Genomic DNA, 20429 nt, shown 5'->3' with positions numbered 1-20429 from the left:
CAGTGGTCAGTGGTCAGTGTTTATTTTGAAATTTTGTTTTTCGAAAATTCAGAACTAGTTAAAATTATTAAACCAATAGCAAAAATTAAATACGATAAATTTTGAATAATGCCCCAAATACTTTGAGCTAATATTATGGTGTCAAAATTTTCGCTTCCTGAAAAAACACTAATAAATAAACTGGCTATATAGGTTAGTACAACAAGCAGATTACCAATAAAAATTAACCAAGTTGCCATAATTCTTTTTAATAAAAAGAATTATGGCAGCAATTAAAACGATAAAGGTCGATATACCACCAATACTTTGACCTATGCCAAAAAGAATTTCTGTAGAATTATTCACTGTCAATTACGTTTTATGCTCTAGTTTATTCGAATTCGAGATTTAAAATGTAGTATTTATAGATGCTTAATCTTCCAGTAAATCTGGTCGTCTTTCCAGGGTTCTTTTATAGGCTTGTTCTTCTCTCCATTTTTCAATCTTTCCAAAGTTGCCGCTGAATAATACTTCTGGAACTTTCATGCCATCATATTCTCTAGGTTTGGTATAAATTGGTGGTGCCAATAAATTATCTTGAAACGAATCCGTTAGGGCAGAGGTTTCATTTCCTAAAACTCCAGGGATTAATCGGATAACAGCATCACATAAAACAGCAGCTCCTAATTCACCTCCGGACAACACATAATCACCAATTGATATTTCGCGAGTAATAAATTTATCACGTACGCGTTGATCAACTCCTTTGTAATGTCCACACAAAATAATTATATTTTCTTTTAAGGAGGTTTGGTTAGCAATACTTTGGTTGAGTTGCTCACCATCTGGTGTCATATATATAAGTTCGTCGTAATGACGCTCTTTTTGTAATTTAGAAATACACTTATCAATAGGTTCTATGGTCATTACCATGCCTGCACCTCCGCCAAATTGTGTATCATCAACAGATTTATAGCCCCCTGTTGCGTAATCTCTTAAATTATGAAAATGGACTTCTACTAAACCAGCTTCTATAGCTCGTTTTAAAATGGAAGCTTCAAATGGACTTTTTAAAAGTTCTGGTAGTACGGTTATAATGTCTATGCGCATGGCTTGTCTTAATTGAGTGCGAAGGTATAAATAATTGATGTGATTTTAAGACTTGTGATTATAGAGATTAATAAATGAATCTTTATAATTAATAATTTAGCGTTTTTTATTGTGCTTTAAGGGTATTGCTTATTCTTAGTCCGAAATTGTTCACTTTGTTCCAATTTGTAAATTCTATAGGTAAATCTGAATTTGTTGGCCCATGTGTTAGTTTCATGATTAACTTAATCATAATTCTGTCTAGTATGGGATATGACTTATAGTCTAATTTTCCTGCAAAGACTTCTAGTAAATCAGGTTTCCAAGGCGTCTGTTTTAGAAATTTAATCAGGTATGGATTTGTGGCAGTAGAATTTTTATCTTCTTTTCTGGCAACAAGGTTTACTGAGAAAAAAGCGGTTGTTACTTTATTAAGAGAAGTAATATTATTTTGAACAAAATCATAAACACGCTTATTATGTTTTCCATACCGAATACTAGCTCCGAGAATTAGGGGGTTGAATTCTGAAATATCCCTATTAAAATTATCGATGGCGTAAAGCTCACTTTTAATCTGTTGATTGTTAAAAAAAGCATGTAATTTTTCGCAAATCTTTTTGGTTTGCCCATCTATAGAAGAATAAATTATTCCAATTTTCTGTGACATAATTGTTGCTTTTAATAAGTGTTTCTCATAATGTAATACAATACAGGTAAAGAAACTTACAGCCTACTATTGTCTATTATAAAGATAATGATTTTTTGTGCGTGTCTTAAATATATTCTTTAGGAAATGTTATGTCCATTTATTCATTCTATATTATTCTAATCATGAGGGAAACTTTCAATATAGGCTTTAATTAAGGGCATAAAAAAATCCGCAATTAAAAATTACGGACTTATATGAGTATAGGCTAATAGTCTTTTTAAGACTTCTGCTTATTTAATTCATCTTGTAACTGACGTCTTACTTTTTGCTCACGTTCTAAAGCATTACGTCTGTGCTCTTCAAATTCTGTTTCTACCTCTTGTAGTTTGTGTTTGGCTTCACGAGTTGAAGAGTTACTACCTTTAAATTTGTAGATAAAAAACAATAAAAATGCTAATAAAGCAGCTATAATCGACCACATAATTACATTGTAATTGGTTTTACTAGTTTGCATACCTAATAATGCCATATTATTTTTTTCAGAGTCTGTTTGATCTAAATTACTTTGTGTAGTAGCAAGTTTAGCTTTTAAATCTTCAATTTCTTTAATTTGATTTCCTACTACTTTTTCAGAGTTTTCTAAATCAGTGTAAGTTGTTTTTAAAGAATCTAGGACATGAGATTTTAAGTCTAAAAGCCACGCATATTTCACTGCTTTATAATTCTGTCCATTCGTACCTTTAAAATTACCAGATTTTTGAAATACATATTCAAACTGACTATCAATAGTACCACTATTAAGAGATAATTTATCTTCGTCATCAGTATCATTCTGTGCGAATACGGTTTGAAAACTAAGTGTAACTATAAGAATTACAATAACTTTGGTTAAGAACTTCATCTTAGAGGTAATTTTGATTGCGTTAGATTAATTGATTGCCAAGATAATAATTTTATGAGGATTTCATAAACAAATTTCCAAACAAATAGCCCTAGTTTTTACTAAGGCTATTTATATACGCTAGAAGTTTAGTTTTAGATGTTGACTTTTATGGACTATCACTTCGATTTGGAATTAAGTGATTAATAAATGTCTTAAAATCAAATAATTTGAAATAAAAAAAAATCTTGCCATACGACAAGATTTTTCCTTTTCCCTCTTCAAAACTTTCTAATAATAAGTATAGCGTCTTACTTTAGAAATATACTTTGCTAAACGAATAACTTGTTGGCTGTACCCATATTCATTATCATACCATATATAGAGTATTGCATTTTTCCCATCTTTCCTTACAATGGTTGATTTACTGTCATAAATAGCAGGTGCAGAACTTCCAATTATATCGCTAGAGACTAATTCGTCACTCATTTCGTACTTAATCTGTTCTACTAAATCCCCTTCTAGGGCATACTTTTTCATAATGGTATTTATACTGGCAACGGTAGTTTTAGTTTCTAATTCTAAATTCAGAATAGCGAGAGATCCATTAGGAACAGGAACTCTAATCGCATTAGACGTTAACTTCCCTTCTAAAGTAGGTAAAGCTTTGCTCACTGCTTTGCCAGCACCAGTTTCTGTAATTACCATATTTAAAGCCGCAGCACGTCCACGTCTGTATTTACTATGGAAATTATCCACTAAATTTTGATCGTTGGTATATGCATGGATTGTTTCCAAATGCCCTGTTGTAATTCCGAAAGAATCTTCACACGCTTTTAAAATTGGGGTAATCGCATTTGTTGTACAAGATGCCGCAGAGAAGATATTTACCTTATCCGGATTGTGTTCTAAATGATTAACACCGTGCACAATATTTGGAATTCCTTTACCAGGAGCAGTTAATAAAACTTTATCTACACCTTTCGATTTCAGATGCCTGCTCAGTGCTTCCTTGTCTCTAAACGCACCAGTATTGTCTATCACCAAAGCGTTACTAATGCCGTATGACGTGTAATCAATATCCTCTGGAGCATTTGCCGAAATGACATTTACAGTTGTCCCATTTATAATTAATGCAGAGTTCTTAACATCAATGCTCACCATACCTGAGAAATCTCCATGAACAGAATCGTTTCTTAATAAGGAAGCGCGTTTTTCTAAAACTGTTTCAGTTATTTCTCCTCGTGTAACAATAGCTCTTAAACGTAATTGACTGCCTTTTCCTGTTCTTGTCATTAATTCACGAGCCACTAAACGACCAATTCTACCAAAACCATAAAGAACTACATTTTTAGGTTCAATCGCTTTGTTGTCTTTAGCTTTGCCTAATTTAGAAGCTACAAAAGCAGTAGCATTGCCATATTTCTGGTCTTCTAAATGAAATTCATAAGTTAATTTTCCGATGTCTAACTTTGCAGGAGGTAAGTTTAAAGTACTTATCGCTTGTGCAATTTCAACAGAATCAAAAATAGAGATTGGTTTCTGAACAAATTTACCTGCATACTCATGCAAGTTTAAAATTTCGCTCACATTTCTATCAATTAATTGATTTCTAAATATGACGAGCTCAATAGATTTATCATACCATAAATCGCTGATGATTTTGATGAATTCTACAGTGGCTCTGCGACGATCGGCTTGAAACGCTAACTCTTTTTCGTAAGTATCGTTAAATCCCATGTTTTTTTAATTAAATTGATGTTTGATTTTTTGCAAAAATACTATATTTCAAACGTTTTCGTAGCAACTTTTACCAAAAATAAAAACCCTCCAAAAAATAGTATTTTGAAGGGTTTAATTCAACTAATTAATCGTGAATTTATCTAAAACTATGCACGACTTTTTCGCCTTGATTATTTATAATTTCTATTTGAAGCGGCTCTCTTAGATTTCTTGTCTTCATTGCGTTTTGAACATCCTCAACTGTATATAATTTATTACCATTAATTTTAGTGACGACACTGCCTTCTTCAACACCAACACGACTCCAACCTGCTTTATAATTGTCATCTGCAAATTTTGAAATTATAACACCATAGTCTGCATTGAAAGTTTTTAATTCTTTCTTAGAAGCATTTTTCACATAACCGATAGTACTAATTATTGTAATTGTTGGTTTTAATAAGGTTACAGGTAACACTTCCTCATGACCGTCTCTTAATAACGTTACATTAACGACATCTTCAGGACTTTTTGTTTTTAAATAGCCTGTTAAATCTGAAAATTTATTAATTTTTACGTTATCAATTTTATTAATGATATCACCAGGCTTTATTCCTGCTTTTTCAGCTCCTGTATCTTCTTGTACTTTGTTAACATAAAATCCTTCGGTAGTTGTAGTGCCTAATTCTTCTGCTGCTTCACTATTAAGAGCACCTCCGGAGACACCTAGAATACCATTTTGTACATTACCGTATTCCATAATGTCATTCACTATTTTTCGAGCAATATTACTTGGTACAGCAAATGAATACCCTATATAAGAACCCGTTTGCGATGAAATAGCTGTGTTAATGCCTATTAAATCTCCATTCACATTTACTAATGCACCGCCAGAGTTTCCTGGATTTACAGCAGCATCAGTTTGTATAAATGATTGTGAGTGTTGGCCGGATAAATCTCTAGATTTTGCACTTATAATTCCAGCAGTTACAGTTGAATTTAAATTAAAGGGATTTCCGACGGCCAAAACCCATTCACCAACTTTAGCATTATCAGAATCACCAAACGCCATAAACGGTAAGTCTTCATCTGTTTCAACTTTTAACAAAGCAATATCAGTTGTTTCATCTGTGCCAATTAGTTCTGCGATATAAGATTTGTTATTGTTTAAGGTAATGCTAATTTCGTTAGCGTTTTTAATCACGTGATTGTTAGTCACAATATAACCCGTTGGTGAAATAACAACTCCACTACCAGTTCCAACTTGCGCACGTTGCGACTGACGCCCAAAGAATAAATCTTGCATTGAGGTTGGTGAACTCACTATCGATGTGTTTTTTACATGGACAACAGCATCCAAAGATTTTTCAGCAGCTTCCACAAAATTTGGTGTACTTACCATCTTATTATATGTGTTTGTAGTATTTGTAGGGACAAACACAGGGAATTCAGATGATTGTTCAACGGCTATAGGTTGTGTTTCAGCTTCAATAAAAAGTTTATATCCACCTAAAGTTAATAGACCACCTAACACAGAAACAAATACCAATGTTATTATCTTCTTCATAATTTTCAGATTTAAGTTTTACTATTTTAAAATTATTTTTCTTTTAACTAACGATTAAAATTAGAAATTTATTGAAATCATTTTTCAATTTAACGACTTTTTAACGTCAAATTTAACGCCCTATTAACACCACAAAATACAGTCTAATATTCTTATATTTGCTCCATAAATAAGACTATGACATTTTATAAATATCAAGGAACAGGTAACGATTTTGTAATTGTAGATAATCGTTTACAAACTATAAACAAAAATGATACCAAGCGTATAGCGACTATTTGTGACAGACGTTTTGGCATAGGAGCCGATGGTTTTATTCTGTTAGAAACTGATGAAAAAGTAGATTTTAAAATGGTCTATTACAATGCAGACGGTAACGAGAGCACGATGTGTGGTAATGGTGGACGTTGTATTGTGGCCTTTGCGAAATTTTTAAATATCATTGAAAACGAAACCGAGTTTATAGCTATTGATGGGCTGCATAAAGCCAAAATTGAAAATGATTTGGTGCATCTTCAAATGCAAGATGTTTCTAAAATTGAATCTTTTGATAATCATTTGTTTTTAGATACAGGCTCTCCACATCATGTAGAACTTGTTTCAGATTTAAAGGGTTTTGATGTGAAAGCCAATGGATCAAGAATTAGAAATGGAGCACCTTACAACGCTGCAGGTAGTAATGTGAATTTTGTAGAACAATTATCTACAGAAAATTTCGCTGTTAGAACATACGAACGTGGAGTAGAGGATGAAACGCTATCGTGCGGGACAGGTGTTACAGCTGTTGCACTTGCCATGCATTCAAGCGGGAAAACTCAATACGAAAAAATAAGTTTACAGACACAAGGCGGCGAACTCAATGTGACATTTAATAGTGATGGTGACGGTTACAATAATATTTGGTTAGTTGGACCAGCTCAACAAGTTTTTAAAGGCGAAATCGAATGGTAAGTCTTAAAGGAAATCATATATATTTAAGAGCTTTAGAGCCCGAAGATCTCGATTTTGTGTTTACCATCGAAAATGATACCTCGCTTTGGGAATTAAGTGATACACAAACACCATACTCAAGATTTTTAATAAAACAGTACCTTGAGAATGCTCAGCAAGATATTTTTGAAGCCAAGCAACTTCGTTTAGCTATTTGCGATACAGACGATGAGACTGTTGGTTTAATTGATGTCTTTGATTTTGATATTAAAAATAAACGTGCTGGTATCGGAATTCTTATTCAAAATACGGAAAACAGACATCGAGGTTATGGTAAAGAGGCCTTAGACTTGCTCGTGAATTATTGTTTCAAAACTCTGCATTTACATCAGGTTTACGCTAATATATCTGAAAGTAATTTGGCTAGTCTGGGGCTTTTTGAATCCAATGGTTTTCAAAAAATAGGATTAAAAAAAGATTGGAGTTTCGATGGTGAAACTTATACCAACGAATATATTTTACAACGAATTAACGATTAACTATGTATATTAAAAAGATTCTTTGGGCTGTTGCTCTTATTGGTTTAATAGGCTGTGGAGCATTTGCGTATTATATATACGGAACAATGTTTTCACCGAACACCAATTTTGAGAATGACGAGGCCTATATTTATGTTCCAACTAACGCATCATATGCCGAAGTAAGATCGCAATTAGAGCCATTACTAAATGATATGGATGCGTTTGATGCCTTAGCACAGCAAAAAAAATACACTACCAATATTAAGGCAGGACGATTTGCTATTACTAAAGGTATGAATAATAATGAAATCATTAATTCAATTCGAAGTAAAAATCTTCCCGTTAAAATAGCATTTAACAATCAGCATAGTATAAAAGATTTGGCGGGACGTATAAGTATGCAAATTGAAGCTGATAGTTTAACCTTAGAAAAAGTGATGTTAGATGACACATTTTTAACTAAAAATGGTTTCAATAAAGCTACAGCTCTTGGGATGTATTTACCGAATAGTTATGAATTTTTCTGGAATACTTCAGCTGAGACATTTAGAGATAGAATGTTGGTTGAATACAATCGATTTTGGACAGAGGCTAGAAAAGCAAAGGCAAAAGCATTGAATTTAACACCTAATGAAGTGATAACATTAGCGTCCATAGTACATGAAGAATCCAAACAAGCAGACGAGCAACCAAGAGTTGCTGGGGTGTATTTAAATCGCTTACGAATAGGCATGCCCTTGCAAGCAGATCCTACTTTGAAGTTTGCAGCCTATCAATTACCACAATACCAAAACACAATTATTAGGCGTGTATTAAATGTTCATAAGGATATTAGCTCTCCTTATAATACGTATCAAAATGTTGGCCTACCTCCAGGACTTATTGCCATGCCAGATTTGTCTGCTATTAAAGCGGTTTTAAATCCTGAAACGCATAATTACCTCTATTTTGCTGCAGATGCTAAACGAATCGGTTACCATAAGTTTGCAAAAACATTAGGGCAACATAACAATAATGCTAGAGAATATCACAGATACTTATCGTCTCAAGGGATTAATAAATAGGCTTTGAAGCGAACTCTTGTCTATATAATAGTATTCTTTGTTGCAAATGCTTCGCTTTTTTCGCAATCTCAGTTCAATCAGTTTTTAAAACCAAGTGATACACTAGATATATCGCGTCGTAATACGGTTGTTATTTCAGAAGCTACTTTGGCAACTTCTACTTTAATAGGACTTAATCAATTATGGTATGCAGATTATCCACGTTCAAATTTTAAAACGTTGAACGATAGTGGTGAATGGTTACAAATGGATAAAATGGGGCATGTGTTTTCGTCTTATCAGTTGGGAAGGTTAGGAACAAACACATTGAATTGGGCAGGTGTTAGCGAAAAAAACCAACTACTTTATGGTTCTACTTTAGGTTTCGGGTTTTTAACTGCTGTTGAAGTTATGGATGGTTTTTCAGAGGAATGGGGATTTTCATGGACAGATATGGCAGCTAATGCCACAGGAACAGGGTTACATATAGGACAAGAATTACTTTGGGAAGAACAGCGCATTGTATTAAAGTATTCATTTCATAGAACACAATACGCAAAGCAGCGACCAAATAAATTGGGTAGCGGTTTAGCCGAAGAATTTTTAAAAGATTATAATGGACAAACGTATTGGTTAAGTGTGAACATTAATTCATTTTTAAAAACAGAATCTATTCCTAATTGGTTAAATTTAGCTTTTGGGTATGGAGCAGAAGGCATGCTATCAGGCGATGCCTATGATCCTCAATTTTTAAATCAAAACAGAACACGTCAATATTACCTAAGTTTAGATATTGATTTAACCCGAATTCAAACAAATTCTCACTTCTTAAAAACATTATTTGATGTTTTTAACGTTATTAAGGTACCATTTCCTACGTTGGAGATTAGCAGTAATGCACATGTAAAAGGCTATTATATCTACTTTTAGGTGGATAAATGAGCACTTAATCGGCTGGTTTTCAGTAATTGAAAAAATGTCGTATATTTGCACGCGAATTTTGTATGATAGTTTGGGGAAACTATTTTACTGTAAAAATTTAGCTGTTATGATTAAAAGTAGCGTTAAGAATATAGTAATACCATTTTCAATTTGTGTACTTATGGCATTAGCCTTGTATCCAGATTCTTCTCTTAATCCAGATATGTATTCTACCGAAGGATTAGAGCTCAATTATAATATTTCTGAAGAATTAGGGATGGTTTCTCAAGACCATAACGTGAAGCATAATTTATTTACACCACATTTGGGTAAATCTTTTGAAGGTTTTAAAGAAGCTTTGGCTTTTAAAGAATCTAGAGGAGACTATTTTACGGTAAATACATTAGGCTATTTAGGCAAGTATCAATTTGGTACAGAAACTTTAAAATTAATAGGTATTTATACTCCTAATCAATTTTTATATAATCCAGAATTACAAGAAAAAGCATTTATCGCGAATGCAGAACGTAATAAATGGGTGCTTAGAAACGATATTAAACGTTTTGAAGGTCAGAAAATTGCAGGTGTAAAAATTACTGAATCTGGGATTTTAGCTGCTGCACATTTGGCCGGTCCTGGTAATGTTAAGAAATTTTTACGTAGTTATGGAGGTCATAATCTGTCTGACGCTTATGGTTCCTCTGTTAAGTATTATATGAAAAAGTTTTCTGGTTATGATACGTCTATGATTATTCCAGATAAAAAGGCTAGAGTAACACTCTAGCCTCAATTAATCTTTCTGAATAATAAATATAGTAGGTCTCTTATGTAGATCCTCTTTATTGTGTTTCCAATCTTTTGCCGGCATTGTTTTTATAAACTCAGTAGGTAGTGTTAAGTCACAGGCCACACAAAGTCTTGTACTAGGGTGAAGGATATGGGTTAAATCTTCGAGCATTTTCATATTTCTATAAGGAGTTTCTATAAAAATTTGAGATTGGTTATGTTCTGAAGATATGCGTTCTAAAGTTTTTAATTTTGCTTTCCGTTCACTTTTATCAATTGGTAAATAGCCGTTAAAAGTAAAACTTTGGCCATTCATTCCCGAAGCCATTAGGGCCAATAATATAGAGGAAGGTCCAACAAGTGGAACCACTTTTATATCCATTTGATGAGCCAAAGCGGCAATATCAGCGCCGGGATCAGCAATGGCAGGACAACCCGCTTCAGACAGTAATCCTATCGAGATGCCTTCTAAGCATGGATTTAAAAAGGTATTGCGTTCTGCTTCTGTAGTGTATTTATTTAGAACTTGAAGTTTTAGTGAAGGTTGTGATTTTCCAGGTGAAATACGTTTTATAAAACGACGTGCTGTCTTTTCGTTTTCAACGATGTAAAAATCAATGTCTTCAACTATTTTTTTAATTGAAATAGGTAAAACTTCAAGAGGTGGATTGTCACCTAGTCGTGTAGGTATTAGATATAGTTTTCCTTTGGTATTGCTCATTAATGTATAACTAGTTTATGTGTGCTTTGTTTTCCGTTTTCAATATTTATTTTTAAAATATAAATACCGTTGGACAATTTGGTAGTATTTACGGTTTGAATTATTTCAGTGTTGCGATGTATCGATTTTAGTCTTTTACCTTGTATATCATAAATGGCTATGTCAGTTATAGCATCTATATTACTATTGGAACCAAAATTAATATTAAAGGTATTTTTCGTAGGATTTGGGTAAATTGAGATTTCTGATAATGAATAGTCATTATTACTTAAGGTAGGATCTGTAAGTTTATAAATATGTCCGCCAGAAATATCTGAAACATAAATATTTCCATTCACGTCTTCACCAAATGCAGACCATTGTCCTGAAAATTGTTGAAAAGTACTATTCCATGTGTCATTAGCTTCATCATAAACTAAATATCCAATTTCTTGACTGCAATAATCTGCAAAGAAATACCAGCCATAAAAATTAGGATACGTTGTACCTCTATATCTGTAGCCACCAGTGATTGAGCACTTAGGAGCACCATCTCCAAAATGGTTATAACCACTGATTGGAAACGTATATGTACTTTGATCTGCACAACCAGCGGTGTCGTATGGATCATTACCTTCGTAGCATTTCCAGCCATAGTTTAATCCAGTAGATGCATCAGAAGCAGAGGCTCTATTGATTTCCTCATAATCACTTTGGCCCACATCTGCAATCCATTGATCTCCATTAAGTCGGTCGAAAGAAAATTTCCAAGGATTTCTAAGTCCGTAAGCCCAAATTTCGGGTAAAGCATTACTGTCATCACTAAAAGGGTTGTCCGTCGGTATACTATAGTTTTCGGTTTCTGTGGGTGTATCAATATCTAATCGTAATATTTTTCCTAAAAAGCTCAATTTGTTTTGTGCTCGATTTTCAGGGTCTCCACCTGAACCTCCATCTCCAGAAGATATATAGAGATAACCATCAGAACCAAAAGCTAAATCCCCACCATTGTGATTTGAATATGGTTGATCGTAAGACAATATTATAAGTTCGGAATCTGGGTCTGCCACTTCACTATTGGTATCATCTACTGTAAATCTTGAAATTACAGTGTCCCCAGAGTTGTTAATATAGTTGACAAAAAAATAACCATTTTCATCATAATTTGGATGAAATGCTAGGCCTAAAAGACCTCTTTCTGACCCTGAATTTATAACACTACTGTTGATATCTAAATATGGAGTCGTCTGTAACGTGCCAAGAGCATCTATTATTTTTATTAGGCCATCTTGTTCTACTATAAACAACCTGTCATCTCCTGCGTGCTTAATGCTAACAGGACTATTTAAATTAGAAGCGATGAGTTCTAGTTCTAATTCTTGAGCATTAGTATATTGAAAAAATATGAAGGCTGTAAAAAAAAGTGATATAGTCGTTTTCATAATTAATGGAGTGGTTAAGGTACTAATTTACAAAAAAATGACTTCTAATTGAATGAAAACGTCTAAGTATTAGTTAATTAGTTTCTTAACAAGTATGTCGCAAGTTTCATTGATAAGATCAAAAACATATTTAAAACCGTCTTGACCTCCATAGTAAGGATCAGGGACGTTCTTGTTTTGAATTAAAGAATTGGCATCAAGAAACAACGATACTTTTTTATATCATTATGATTTCTAGCTAAACTAACGATGTTGTTATAGTTAGAATCATCCATCGCATATATTACATCAAAATCATCAAAATCGGACACTTTAAATTGTCTGGCGCTTTGTGTGCTAATATCTAAACCATGTTGTTTAGCAACTGCAATGGAACGTGTATCAGGAGAATTTCCAACATGATAAGCCCCTGTACCAGCAGAATCAATATAGAAATGATCTTCAGAGAGTTTAGATTGCATGATGCCATGAGCTAATGGCGAACGGCAAATATTACCTAAGCACACCATTAAGATACGCGTCATATTATAATGTAATTAAAGGGCTAATTTTTTAGATAAGTCTTCAACATATTTTCTGAATTGCTTATCAGTTGAAGATAAATTATCAACGGTTTTGCAAGCATGTAATACAGTGGCATGATCACGTTGTCCTATTTGAGAACCAATACTAGCTAAAGATGCTTTTGTGTATTTTTTAGCGAAAAACATGGCTAATTGGCGTGCTTGAACAATATGACGTTTACGTGTTTTTGATTGCAATGTATTGACGTCCATTTGAAAATAATCTGAAACGACTTTCTGAATGTAATCAATAGAAACTTCACGCTTTGTATTCTTAACAAACTTCTCTACAATATCTTTTGCAAGATTAATGGTGATTTCTTTTTTGTTAAAAGACGACTGTGCAATTAGTGAAATAATAGCTCCTTCTAGCTCTCTAACATTCGTTTTAATATGTTTTGCAACATATTCTATAATGTCTTCAGGCATTTCAACACCATCTCTATAAAGCTTGTTCTTTAAAATAGAAACTCTAGTTTCGAAATCCGGAGTTTGTAATTCTGCAGAAAGTCCCCATTTAAAACGCGATAATAAGCGTTGCTCAATGTCTTGCATATCTACGGGAGCTTTGTCACTCGTTAAAATAACTTGCTTTCCGTTTTGATGTAAGTGATTAAATATATGGAAGAAAACATCTTGTGTTCCTGTTTTACCAGACAAGAATTGTACATCATCTATAATAAGAACATCTATAATTTGATAGAAGTGAATAAAATCGTTTCGATTATTCTTTTTAACAGAGTCTATATATTGTTGTGTGAATTTTTCAGCAGAAATATATAAAACTGTTTTTTCAGGATATTTATCTTTAATATCAACACCAATAGCATGTGCCAAATGTGTTTTTCCTAAACCAACACCACCAAAAATCAAAAGCGGATTAAAAGAGGTTCCTCCTGGTTTGTTAGCTACTGCAATTCCTGCATTTCTGGCTAAACGGTTAGAGTCTCCTTCCAAGAAGTTCTCAAAACTATAACTTGGATTAAGTTGCGATTCAATCTTTACATTTCTAATTCCAGGAATGATAAAAGGATTTCTGAGTTCAGGACTTTTATTATTAAAAGGAACATCGACGTCTTGCGATTTTAACGCTGAACGGTTTGCACTAGGAATCTTTTCTGTAAACGGCTGTTTATTGCCATAGGTGTTTTCCATTTTAATAACGTACACCAATTTAGCTTCAGCACCTAATTCTTTTGTAAGAGAAACCTTTAAGATTTTTACATAATGCTCTTCTAACCACTCATAGAAAAATTTACTAGGAACTTGAATGCTCAGTGCATTACCCGAAAGTTTAACGGCATCTATAGGTTCAAACCAAGTTTTATAGGCTTGTGGTTGTATATTATCTTTTATAAAAGCGAGACAATTACTCCATACAGATTGCGCTGTGATCTCCATTCGTTAAGTTAAGTTTTGTGTTGTTAGTTATATTAGCAAAAAAAAAGAGAATTGGAATTCTCTAGTAGTTTTCAACAGGACAAATATGTGAACAAAATTCTTAATAAAAAAATCAAATTACATTGAATATTTAGAATTTTTTCCTCATGTTTAAAACATTTGAAAATTACAAAATTTTTTCTTAATTAAATCATTTTTATATGAATTATAATGAAACAAGTATTAGAGTTCGCTATGGAGAGACTGACCAGATGGGAGTTGTGTACCACGGCAATTATGCCGCGTATTTTGAAGTGGGTAGAACAGAGTGGTTGCGAGAGTTTGGCCTTAGCTACAGTGGGATGGAGGCTGATGGGATAATGATGCCTGTGGTTTCTCTAGCTATAAATTACAAAAGTTCAGCACGTTATGACGATGTGCTTAAAGTAAAAACGACATTGAAAAAGATGCCGACAGCAACTATTGAATTTGAATATGAATTGCGAAATGAATCGGACGTTATTTTAGCTACTGGTACTACGATTTTAGCGTTTATTAACAAGGAAAGGAATAGACCTACGCGTTGTCCAAAATATCTTTTAGATAAACTGCATAATTATTCGTTATAATTCTTTGATTTCAACTCCGAAAAATTGATCAAAAAGTTCATACACTTTAGTGCTGTTGTTTTTTCTGACAGATATTTCTAGCAAACAATCGAGCTCTAAAGTTTGATTTATAATTTCAACATCATTTTCTTTTAATAAACGCATCACTTTACTCATGTTATTATATTCGAAATTGAGTTGAAATTTTTTATTTATCGTTCTTTCTATAATTTTTGAAGCTTCTAAGGCCAATTGCGCTCCTGTTCTGTAAGCGTTAATTAGGCCTCCAACACCAAGTTTTACTCCACCATAATATCTAACGACTATAATTAGAATGTTGGTAACTTCAAAAGATTGTATTTGGCCATAGATTGGCATTCCGGCAGAATTGTTTGGTTCACCATCGTCATTCGCTCTGTATTGAATAGTTTCGGTACCTATTTGATAAGCGTAGCACCAATGTCTTGCTGAATAATGTGCTTTCTTTATACGTTCTAAATGTTCTTTTACTTGATTTTCGTCAGTTACAGGTAATGCAAATCCATAAAACTTACTGTTTTTATCTTTAAATAATGCGCCTTCTGCTGGTTTGAGTATTGTTTTGTATAAATCGTTTTCCATTATACTAATGTTACTAATAATATGGCAATAAAAGCAAGGGTAATACCAATCCAGTTTTTCTTTGAAATCTTTTCTTTAAATAAAATTAGTCCGACCAAGGTTGATAAGGCTAATATTGCAATATTGTTTACGGTGAATATGGTTGAGCTTTCTGTGTTTTCTAATCGTAAAGCTAATAAAAGAAAATACATTGAACCATAGTTGGCAATGCCTAATAGAATGCCAAATGGTATACATTTTAGTTGAAATGTGCTTTTGTTTACACTGCTTTTATAAGCGATTATAGATATACCAATCAGTGCTGCGACACTAAAAATAGAGGATAAAAACAACGGAATATTGCCTTTTGGTGCAAAATGATTGACCGAAGTATCAATGATGCCAGAGCCTAAGAAAAGAATAATTGGTAAGTAAATAGATTTTGCTATAACGGCATTCTCATTTTGTTTAACAGAGGTGAGGTAGACCGCAACTAAAGCTAAAGCAACTCCTATTAGTTTTTGAGTTTCTGTGCTTTCATGATTTACATAAATACCGAATAATACCGGAATTATGAAGCTCATTTTACTCGATACAGATGCAACCGAAAGGCCATTTTTCTGAGCAGTGAGCGCCATCACATTAAATATAAAGATGAATAAAAAGCCTAAGCCAACGGCAATAATAAACCAATTGGATTGTACGATTTCAGAAAAAGTGATTTGTGTATCGTTAAATAATACGCCAAAAGAAAAAGCTGTAATGTAATTTACTACTATAGCTTGTAAGGTGTCAATCTTATACTTATTAAAAAGTTTAAATAACACAAAAATTGCCGTAGATGATAATACGCTTAAAAATAAATATATCAAAAGAGCTCTTTTTTAGTTTCAAAAAGTGTGATGACATCTTCTTGAGTTTCATCGATGTTCCAAGTGTGGAATCCCATTTGGCCTGCAGTATCTGTATTGTCTTTAGTGTCATCAATAAATAGACATTCACTAGCATTAAGTTTGTTTTCATTTAACACAAATTCAAAAATATCTGTATTCGGTTTTCTAAAATGAATTTGCTGGGATAAATAAAAGACATCAAAACACGACTTAAATTCTTCAAAAAAAGGAACCGTTTCCTTTACATAATCAATATGCATATCATTAGTATTACTTAATAATATAAGCTTGTATTTTTTTTGAAGCGCTAAGTTTTTAATAAACTCTAATCGGTATGCTGGAAAATCTTTAATGATACAATTCCAAGCTTTAATAAGTGCTGTTTCGCTAACCTTAGGAAATTTTGATTTATAAAACGTAATAAATTCTGAAGTCGAAATCTTTCCCACTTCGTATAATTCATTGATTCCAATCATATCCGCTTCAAAGGTCTTTAGATTGAATAAATCTAAAGCATGTTGCATTGCACCTTGCTTATCAAGATTGATAAATACATCTCCAAAATCGAAAATTATAGTCTTAATCTTTTGCATATATTTTTAAAGTATCATTTTTAATGGTTGTTTCGGAAATTAAATTCCCAGTGCATTGTGGTGCTTTGACACCTGTTTTAAATTCGGTTTTACCTGTAAAAACTCTGGCTTCATCCCAAAGTTTTTCGTCTATAAACGTTTGTAACGTTTGTGAGCCACCTTCAATAATTACAGAGTTTATATTTTTATCATATAATAATGTCGCAATTTGAATGGCTATGGGTTGTTCAAAATCTATCTCTTCGGAAGTTATTCTAATCGTTTTAGCTTCAGCATTAAAAACAGCATAATCCGTATGTAATTTTGAAGTTCTATCTAAAACCACTCTCACAGGGTTTTCGCCAGACCAATCTCTGACGGTTAAACTTGGATTGTCTGCTACAACAGTATTTGTTCCCACTAAAATTGCTTGTTCTTCAGCACGCCATTTATGTACCAATTGCCGTGAATATGGATTCGTAATCCAAACGGGTTTTTGTTCATCCTTTTTTAAAGGAGCAATAAAACCATCAGCAGTTTCTGCCCACTTTAATATAATATAAGGACGCTTTTTATTGTGAAAGGTGAAAAATCGTTTGAGATGTGCTTTGCATTCTGCTTCTAAAACACCAACAGTAACATGGCAACCAGAAGCCCTAAGTTTGGCGATGCCTTTACCGGCAACTTCAGGATTATCGTCAATACAACCAATTACTACATTCGGAATATGATGCGAAATAATTAAGTCACTACAAGGTGGTGTTTTTCCAAAATGACTACAAGGTTCTAATGTCACATAAATGGTGCTTTTAGCTAAAAGGGATAGGTCTTTTACGGCATTTATAGCATTGACTTCGGCATGATTGCCGCCATATGCACTTGTGAATCCTTCAGCAATAATACAGTCATCATAAACAATCACTGCACCAACCATAGGATTAGGTCTCGTGGTTCCCAATCCGTTTTTTGCAATTTGCAAACAGCGTTTTATATAAGTCTCGTGCGTAGTCAACTAGAGTTTAATTTTTACATCTTGAATTTCATCAACGGTATATGTAGAGGAATAGCCCATAATTTTATATTTGATATCGCCTTTGTAATGCACTTTTAAATTTTGAGCTATTAGGCTTCCAAGTAATCCACCTAAACTACTCTTGTCAACAAGTTTTTCTGTGTCCACGGCAACGGTTAAGGGGATTGTAAAATTTTCTCGTTTAGGAACATCAAATTCATCTGAAATGATATTTGCAACTTCAATGTCATTGATGTACACCTTAAAATCGTCTGTTTTTAATGTACCACCAACATGGTTTTTATTTAAGAATAAGGCATCTACTTTTAGTGTAATAGCCTTAGAGCTAGAGTCTAATATTTCAACGTTATCGAGTCTTACAAATTCTGGCTTTTTAGTAATAGCACAGTTGAAAAGTAATGTAAAAGTTAGAGAAAACATTAAGAGTCTTTTAAACATAAAATTGTTTTTATACGTATTTTTGAAATTGCTAAAACCTAATTATTGAGTGCGTAAAGATACTATTGTTATTCGAGAAATTGAAGTTAAGGATAATCCTAAAATTGCTAAGGCGATTCGGAATGTTTTAATAGAAATGGGAGTGCCTAAAGTGGGCACAGCCTATGAAGATTCGGCTTTAGATTGTATGACGGAAACCTACGACGCACCAAAGAAGGCGTATTTTGTAGTTGAAGATGGCAATGACATTATTGGTGGCGCCGGAATTTCACCTTTAGATAATTATGAAGGTAATGTGTGCGAATTACAAAAAATGTACTTTATGCCAGAAGCTAGAGGTAAAGGTTTAGGAAGTGAGATGATGCAAAAATGTCTCGATTTTGCCAAGCAAGTTGGTTTTGAGCAATGTTATTTAGAAACCTTACCATATATGGATGATGCACGTAAATTATACAGAAAGGTAGGTTTTAAATCGATTGACAAACCACTTGGAAACACGGGGCACTACTCATGTACAGTTTGGATGCTTAAAGATTTATAATTTATGGTATTAAAAGAGCTTCAGAATATATTTCATATCGAATTAGATGCTATTTATGGTCAGCATGAAGTCGATAGTTTGTTCTATTTGTGTACTGAGTATTATTTAAATATAGCAAGAATACAATTGACTTTAGAGCCAGAATTAGCCATTACAAAGCCTGAAACTGAAACTTTTTTTAAAGCTTTAGAACATTTAAAACAACAACAACCAATTCAATATTTACTAGGCGAAACCGAATTTTATGGATTGCCTTTTAAAGTGAATGAAAATGTATTAATTCCACGACCAGAAACGGAAGAACTCGTGGATTTAATTATTAAAGGTCATTCTCAACAGAACAAAGTTTCTAAACTTAAAATTTTAGATATTGGTACAGGTTCTGGTTGTATAGCTATTTCACTGGTGAAAAACTTGCCCAATGCAAAAGTTTATGCATTGGATATTTCAAAAGAAGCTTTAAAAGTTGCCAAACAAAATGCAAAGCTAAATAACGTAGAAATCACATTTATAGAAGCAAATATTATAGAGGTTGCTGAAAATTCTTCCCTTTGGGAAGATGTCGCTTCGCGAGAGAAGGGCTTTTTGTTTGATGTCATTGTGTCCAATCCACCATACGTTAGGAACCTAGAAAAGCAAGAAATTAAACCTAATGTTTTAGACAACGAACCGCATTTAGCGTTGTTTGTAGACGATGATAACCCGTTAGTATTTTACAAGGCTATAACAGATTTCGCGATAAACAACTTAAAACCAAAAGGTCATTTGTATTTTGAAATTAATCAATATCTTGGAGAGGATACCAAGCAATTGTTAGTTGATGCTAAATTTAAAGATGTTGAGTTATTGAAGGATTTAAACGGAAATGATAGGATGTTGAAAGGTGAAAAAATATAGGATGCGGCAATTAGTTTTACTTCTGATTTTAGTACTTTGTTTTTCTTGTAAAAAGAAAAAGGAAGCCCAAATGGTGGTTGAGGATATAATTATTATAGATACACTATCAACAATAAATAAGCAAGATGAGTTGGTTAAACAAAAACTACAAGAATTAAAAGAACGGTTTTACCATATTAAACTTTATGATTTTGAAACTGTCACAGATACCATTGTTGGGTATGATTTTTTAGAAAGTGATACAAATATTGATTACAGTTTTGATTACGAACCTTTTGTAAAACGAATTAATTCAGATTCTATTAGTTTATACACCAAAAACATGGAAGTTGTAATTCATAAGTCAAAGTTTGATAAAACAAAATCAAAACTTACTTATGACAGTGATAGCTTAAATATCATTCAAATTGATAATCATGATGTTGTTGGGGCAGAAGATGTTCCTAATTCTTATATTTCTAAAATGTATTTAGATTTAAGCAATAACATTGTTGAAATCGATAAACGTTATTTTGAAGATTTATATGAGCCTAACTTCGATTTAACTGAAGCTTATTATTACGATAAAGAAATTATTATTAGAATGGGAAATAGTGATGGCTATTTGGGCTATAATGTCACTTTTTTTATAGATGAAGTCTTAAACATAAAACGGATTATTTACATTCCATAGCA

At 32.9% G+C, this 20429-nt stretch carries 23 protein-coding genes and 1 pseudogene; 9 read left to right on the top strand and 15 right to left on the bottom strand.

What is annotated here, in order from left to right; genetic code table 11:
- Window positions 1-20 precede the first annotated feature (20 nt).
- From KO515_RS17720 to KO515_RS17695, 6 genes are all read right to left on the bottom strand, one after another.
- Entirely contained in the window at window positions 21-239 is a 219-nt protein-coding gene (locus KO515_RS17720; protein WP_215937667.1) for a hypothetical protein, read from the bottom strand.
- Window positions 240-411: 172 nt separating this feature from the next.
- Window positions 412-1089 carry a tRNA (guanosine(37)-N1)-methyltransferase TrmD gene (gene trmD, locus KO515_RS17715; protein WP_215937666.1) on the bottom strand — a complete coding sequence of 226 codons (678 nt, stop codon included), beginning with the start codon at window positions 1087-1089 and terminating at the stop codon, window positions 412-414.
- A 106-nt stretch (window positions 1090-1195) separates the two neighbouring features.
- The gene (gene hemG / locus KO515_RS17710; protein ID WP_215937665.1) at window positions 1196-1735 is read right to left on the bottom strand and encodes a menaquinone-dependent protoporphyrinogen IX dehydrogenase; all 540 of its coding nucleotides are present in this window, start codon (window positions 1733-1735) and stop codon (window positions 1196-1198) included.
- 259 nt (window positions 1736-1994) lie between these two features.
- Window positions 1995-2618, bottom strand: a complete 624-nt coding sequence (locus tag KO515_RS17705) for a tRNA (guanine-N1)-methyltransferase (RefSeq protein ID WP_215937664.1) — start codon at window positions 2616-2618, stop codon at window positions 1995-1997.
- Between the two features lie 270 nt (window positions 2619-2888).
- Window positions 2889-4337 carry a glyceraldehyde-3-phosphate dehydrogenase gene (locus KO515_RS17700; RefSeq protein WP_215937663.1) on the bottom strand — a complete coding sequence of 483 codons (1449 nt, stop codon included), beginning with the start codon at window positions 4335-4337 and terminating at the stop codon, window positions 2889-2891.
- A 139-nt stretch (window positions 4338-4476) separates the two neighbouring features.
- Window positions 4477-5886 carry a trypsin-like peptidase domain-containing protein gene (locus KO515_RS17695; RefSeq protein WP_215937662.1) on the bottom strand — a complete coding sequence of 470 codons (1410 nt, stop codon included), beginning with the start codon at window positions 5884-5886 and terminating at the stop codon, window positions 4477-4479.
- A gap of 177 nt (window positions 5887-6063) precedes the next feature.
- On the opposite strand from KO515_RS17695, the gene dapF reads away from it, so the two are divergent.
- The 5 genes from dapF to KO515_RS17670 all read left to right on the top strand — a co-directional run bounded on the left by dapF (window position 6064) and on the right by KO515_RS17670 (window position 10085).
- The gene (gene dapF, locus KO515_RS17690; RefSeq protein WP_215937661.1) at window positions 6064-6837 is read left to right on the top strand and encodes a diaminopimelate epimerase; all 774 of its coding nucleotides are present in this window, start codon (window positions 6064-6066) and stop codon (window positions 6835-6837) included.
- A complete protein-coding gene (locus KO515_RS17685) occupies window positions 6831-7355 on the top strand; it encodes a GNAT family N-acetyltransferase (protein WP_215937660.1) in 525 nt (174 codons plus the stop codon). The genes dapF and KO515_RS17685 overlap by 7 nt, the downstream gene beginning before the upstream one ends.
- Before the next feature lie 2 nt (window positions 7356-7357).
- Complete coding sequence (gene mltG, locus KO515_RS17680; RefSeq protein WP_215937659.1) at window positions 7358-8401, top strand: endolytic transglycosylase MltG; 1044 nt, start codon at window positions 7358-7360, stop codon at window positions 8399-8401.
- A 3-nt stretch (window positions 8402-8404) separates the two neighbouring features.
- A complete protein-coding gene (locus KO515_RS17675; protein WP_215937658.1) occupies window positions 8405-9310 on the top strand; it encodes a DUF2279 domain-containing protein in 906 nt (301 codons plus the stop codon).
- Between the two features lie 118 nt (window positions 9311-9428).
- Window positions 9429-10085: a peptidoglycan-binding protein LysM gene (locus tag KO515_RS17670; RefSeq protein ID WP_215937657.1), complete on the top strand. Its 657-nt coding sequence runs from the start codon at window positions 9429-9431 to the stop codon at window positions 10083-10085.
- Between the two features lie 6 nt (window positions 10086-10091).
- Here the strand turns inward: KO515_RS17670 and KO515_RS17665 are convergent, their stop codons facing one another.
- From KO515_RS17665 to dnaA, 4 genes and pseudogenes are all read right to left on the bottom strand, one after another.
- Window positions 10092-10808, bottom strand: coding sequence for an SAM-dependent methyltransferase (locus tag KO515_RS17665; RefSeq protein WP_215937656.1), 717 nt, complete (start codon window positions 10806-10808; stop codon window positions 10092-10094).
- Entirely contained in the window at window positions 10808-12229 is a 1422-nt protein-coding gene (locus KO515_RS17660) for a PQQ-dependent sugar dehydrogenase (RefSeq protein WP_215937655.1), read from the bottom strand. The genes KO515_RS17665 and KO515_RS17660 overlap by 1 nt, the downstream gene beginning before the upstream one ends.
- A gap of 69 nt (window positions 12230-12298) precedes the next feature.
- A pseudogene (locus KO515_RS17655) lies at window positions 12299-12753 on the bottom strand (low molecular weight protein-tyrosine-phosphatase).
- 12 nt (window positions 12754-12765) lie between these two features.
- Complete coding sequence (dnaA, locus tag KO515_RS17650) at window positions 12766-14193, bottom strand: chromosomal replication initiator protein DnaA (RefSeq protein ID WP_215937654.1); 1428 nt, start codon at window positions 14191-14193, stop codon at window positions 12766-12768.
- Between the two features lie 200 nt (window positions 14194-14393).
- On the opposite strand from dnaA, the gene KO515_RS17645 reads away from it, so the two are divergent.
- Window positions 14394-14801 (top strand): acyl-CoA thioesterase, encoded by a 408-nt coding sequence (locus tag KO515_RS17645; RefSeq protein WP_215937653.1) that lies wholly within the window; start codon window positions 14394-14396, stop codon window positions 14799-14801.
- Here the strand turns inward: KO515_RS17645 and KO515_RS17640 are convergent.
- From KO515_RS17640 to KO515_RS17620, 5 genes are read right to left on the bottom strand one after another with little or no spacing between them, the layout of a single operon-like run.
- A complete protein-coding gene (locus tag KO515_RS17640) occupies window positions 14796-15401 on the bottom strand; it encodes an IMPACT family protein (protein ID WP_215937652.1) in 606 nt (201 codons plus the stop codon). The genes KO515_RS17645 and KO515_RS17640 overlap by 6 nt on opposite strands.
- The gene (locus tag KO515_RS17635) at window positions 15401-16252 is read right to left on the bottom strand and encodes an EamA family transporter (protein ID WP_215937651.1); all 852 of its coding nucleotides are present in this window, start codon (window positions 16250-16252) and stop codon (window positions 15401-15403) included. Before KO515_RS17635 ends, KO515_RS17640 begins: the two co-directional genes overlap by 1 nt.
- Complete coding sequence (locus KO515_RS17630; protein ID WP_215937650.1) at window positions 16249-16866, bottom strand: HAD family hydrolase; 618 nt, start codon at window positions 16864-16866, stop codon at window positions 16249-16251. Before KO515_RS17630 ends, KO515_RS17635 begins: the two co-directional genes overlap by 4 nt.
- The gene (gene ribD, locus KO515_RS17625; protein WP_252723900.1) at window positions 16853-17824 is read right to left on the bottom strand and encodes a bifunctional diaminohydroxyphosphoribosylaminopyrimidine deaminase/5-amino-6-(5-phosphoribosylamino)uracil reductase RibD; all 972 of its coding nucleotides are present in this window, start codon (window positions 17822-17824) and stop codon (window positions 16853-16855) included. Before ribD ends, KO515_RS17630 begins: the two co-directional genes overlap by 14 nt.
- Window positions 17825-17857: 33 nt before the next feature.
- On the bottom strand, window positions 17858-18316 hold the full coding sequence (locus KO515_RS17620; protein WP_215937648.1) for a hypothetical protein: 459 nt from the start codon (window positions 18314-18316) through the stop codon (window positions 17858-17860).
- Between the two features lie 49 nt (window positions 18317-18365).
- Here KO515_RS17620 and KO515_RS17615 point away from each other — a divergent pair, with 49 nt between their 5' ends.
- From KO515_RS17615 to KO515_RS17605, 3 genes are read left to right on the top strand one after another with little or no spacing between them, the layout of a single operon-like run.
- Window positions 18366-18857 (top strand): GNAT family N-acetyltransferase, encoded by a 492-nt coding sequence (locus KO515_RS17615; RefSeq protein ID WP_215937647.1) that lies wholly within the window; start codon window positions 18366-18368, stop codon window positions 18855-18857.
- Window positions 18858-18860: 3 nt separating this feature from the next.
- Window positions 18861-19754 carry a peptide chain release factor N(5)-glutamine methyltransferase gene (prmC, locus tag KO515_RS17610; RefSeq protein WP_215937646.1) on the top strand — a complete coding sequence of 298 codons (894 nt, stop codon included), beginning with the start codon at window positions 18861-18863 and terminating at the stop codon, window positions 19752-19754.
- Between the two features lies 1 nt (window position 19755).
- Entirely contained in the window at window positions 19756-20427 is a 672-nt protein-coding gene (locus KO515_RS17605; RefSeq protein WP_215937645.1) for a hypothetical protein, read from the top strand.
- Window positions 20428-20429: the final 2 nt, after the last annotated feature.

This window comes from Winogradskyella psychrotolerans (assembly GCF_018860545.1).
Classification (GTDB): Bacteria; Bacteroidota; Bacteroidia; order Flavobacteriales; family Flavobacteriaceae; genus Winogradskyella; species Winogradskyella psychrotolerans_A.
The sequence above is the reverse complement of the archived record's forward strand: the minus strand, read 5'-3'. Positions and strand labels throughout refer to the sequence as shown.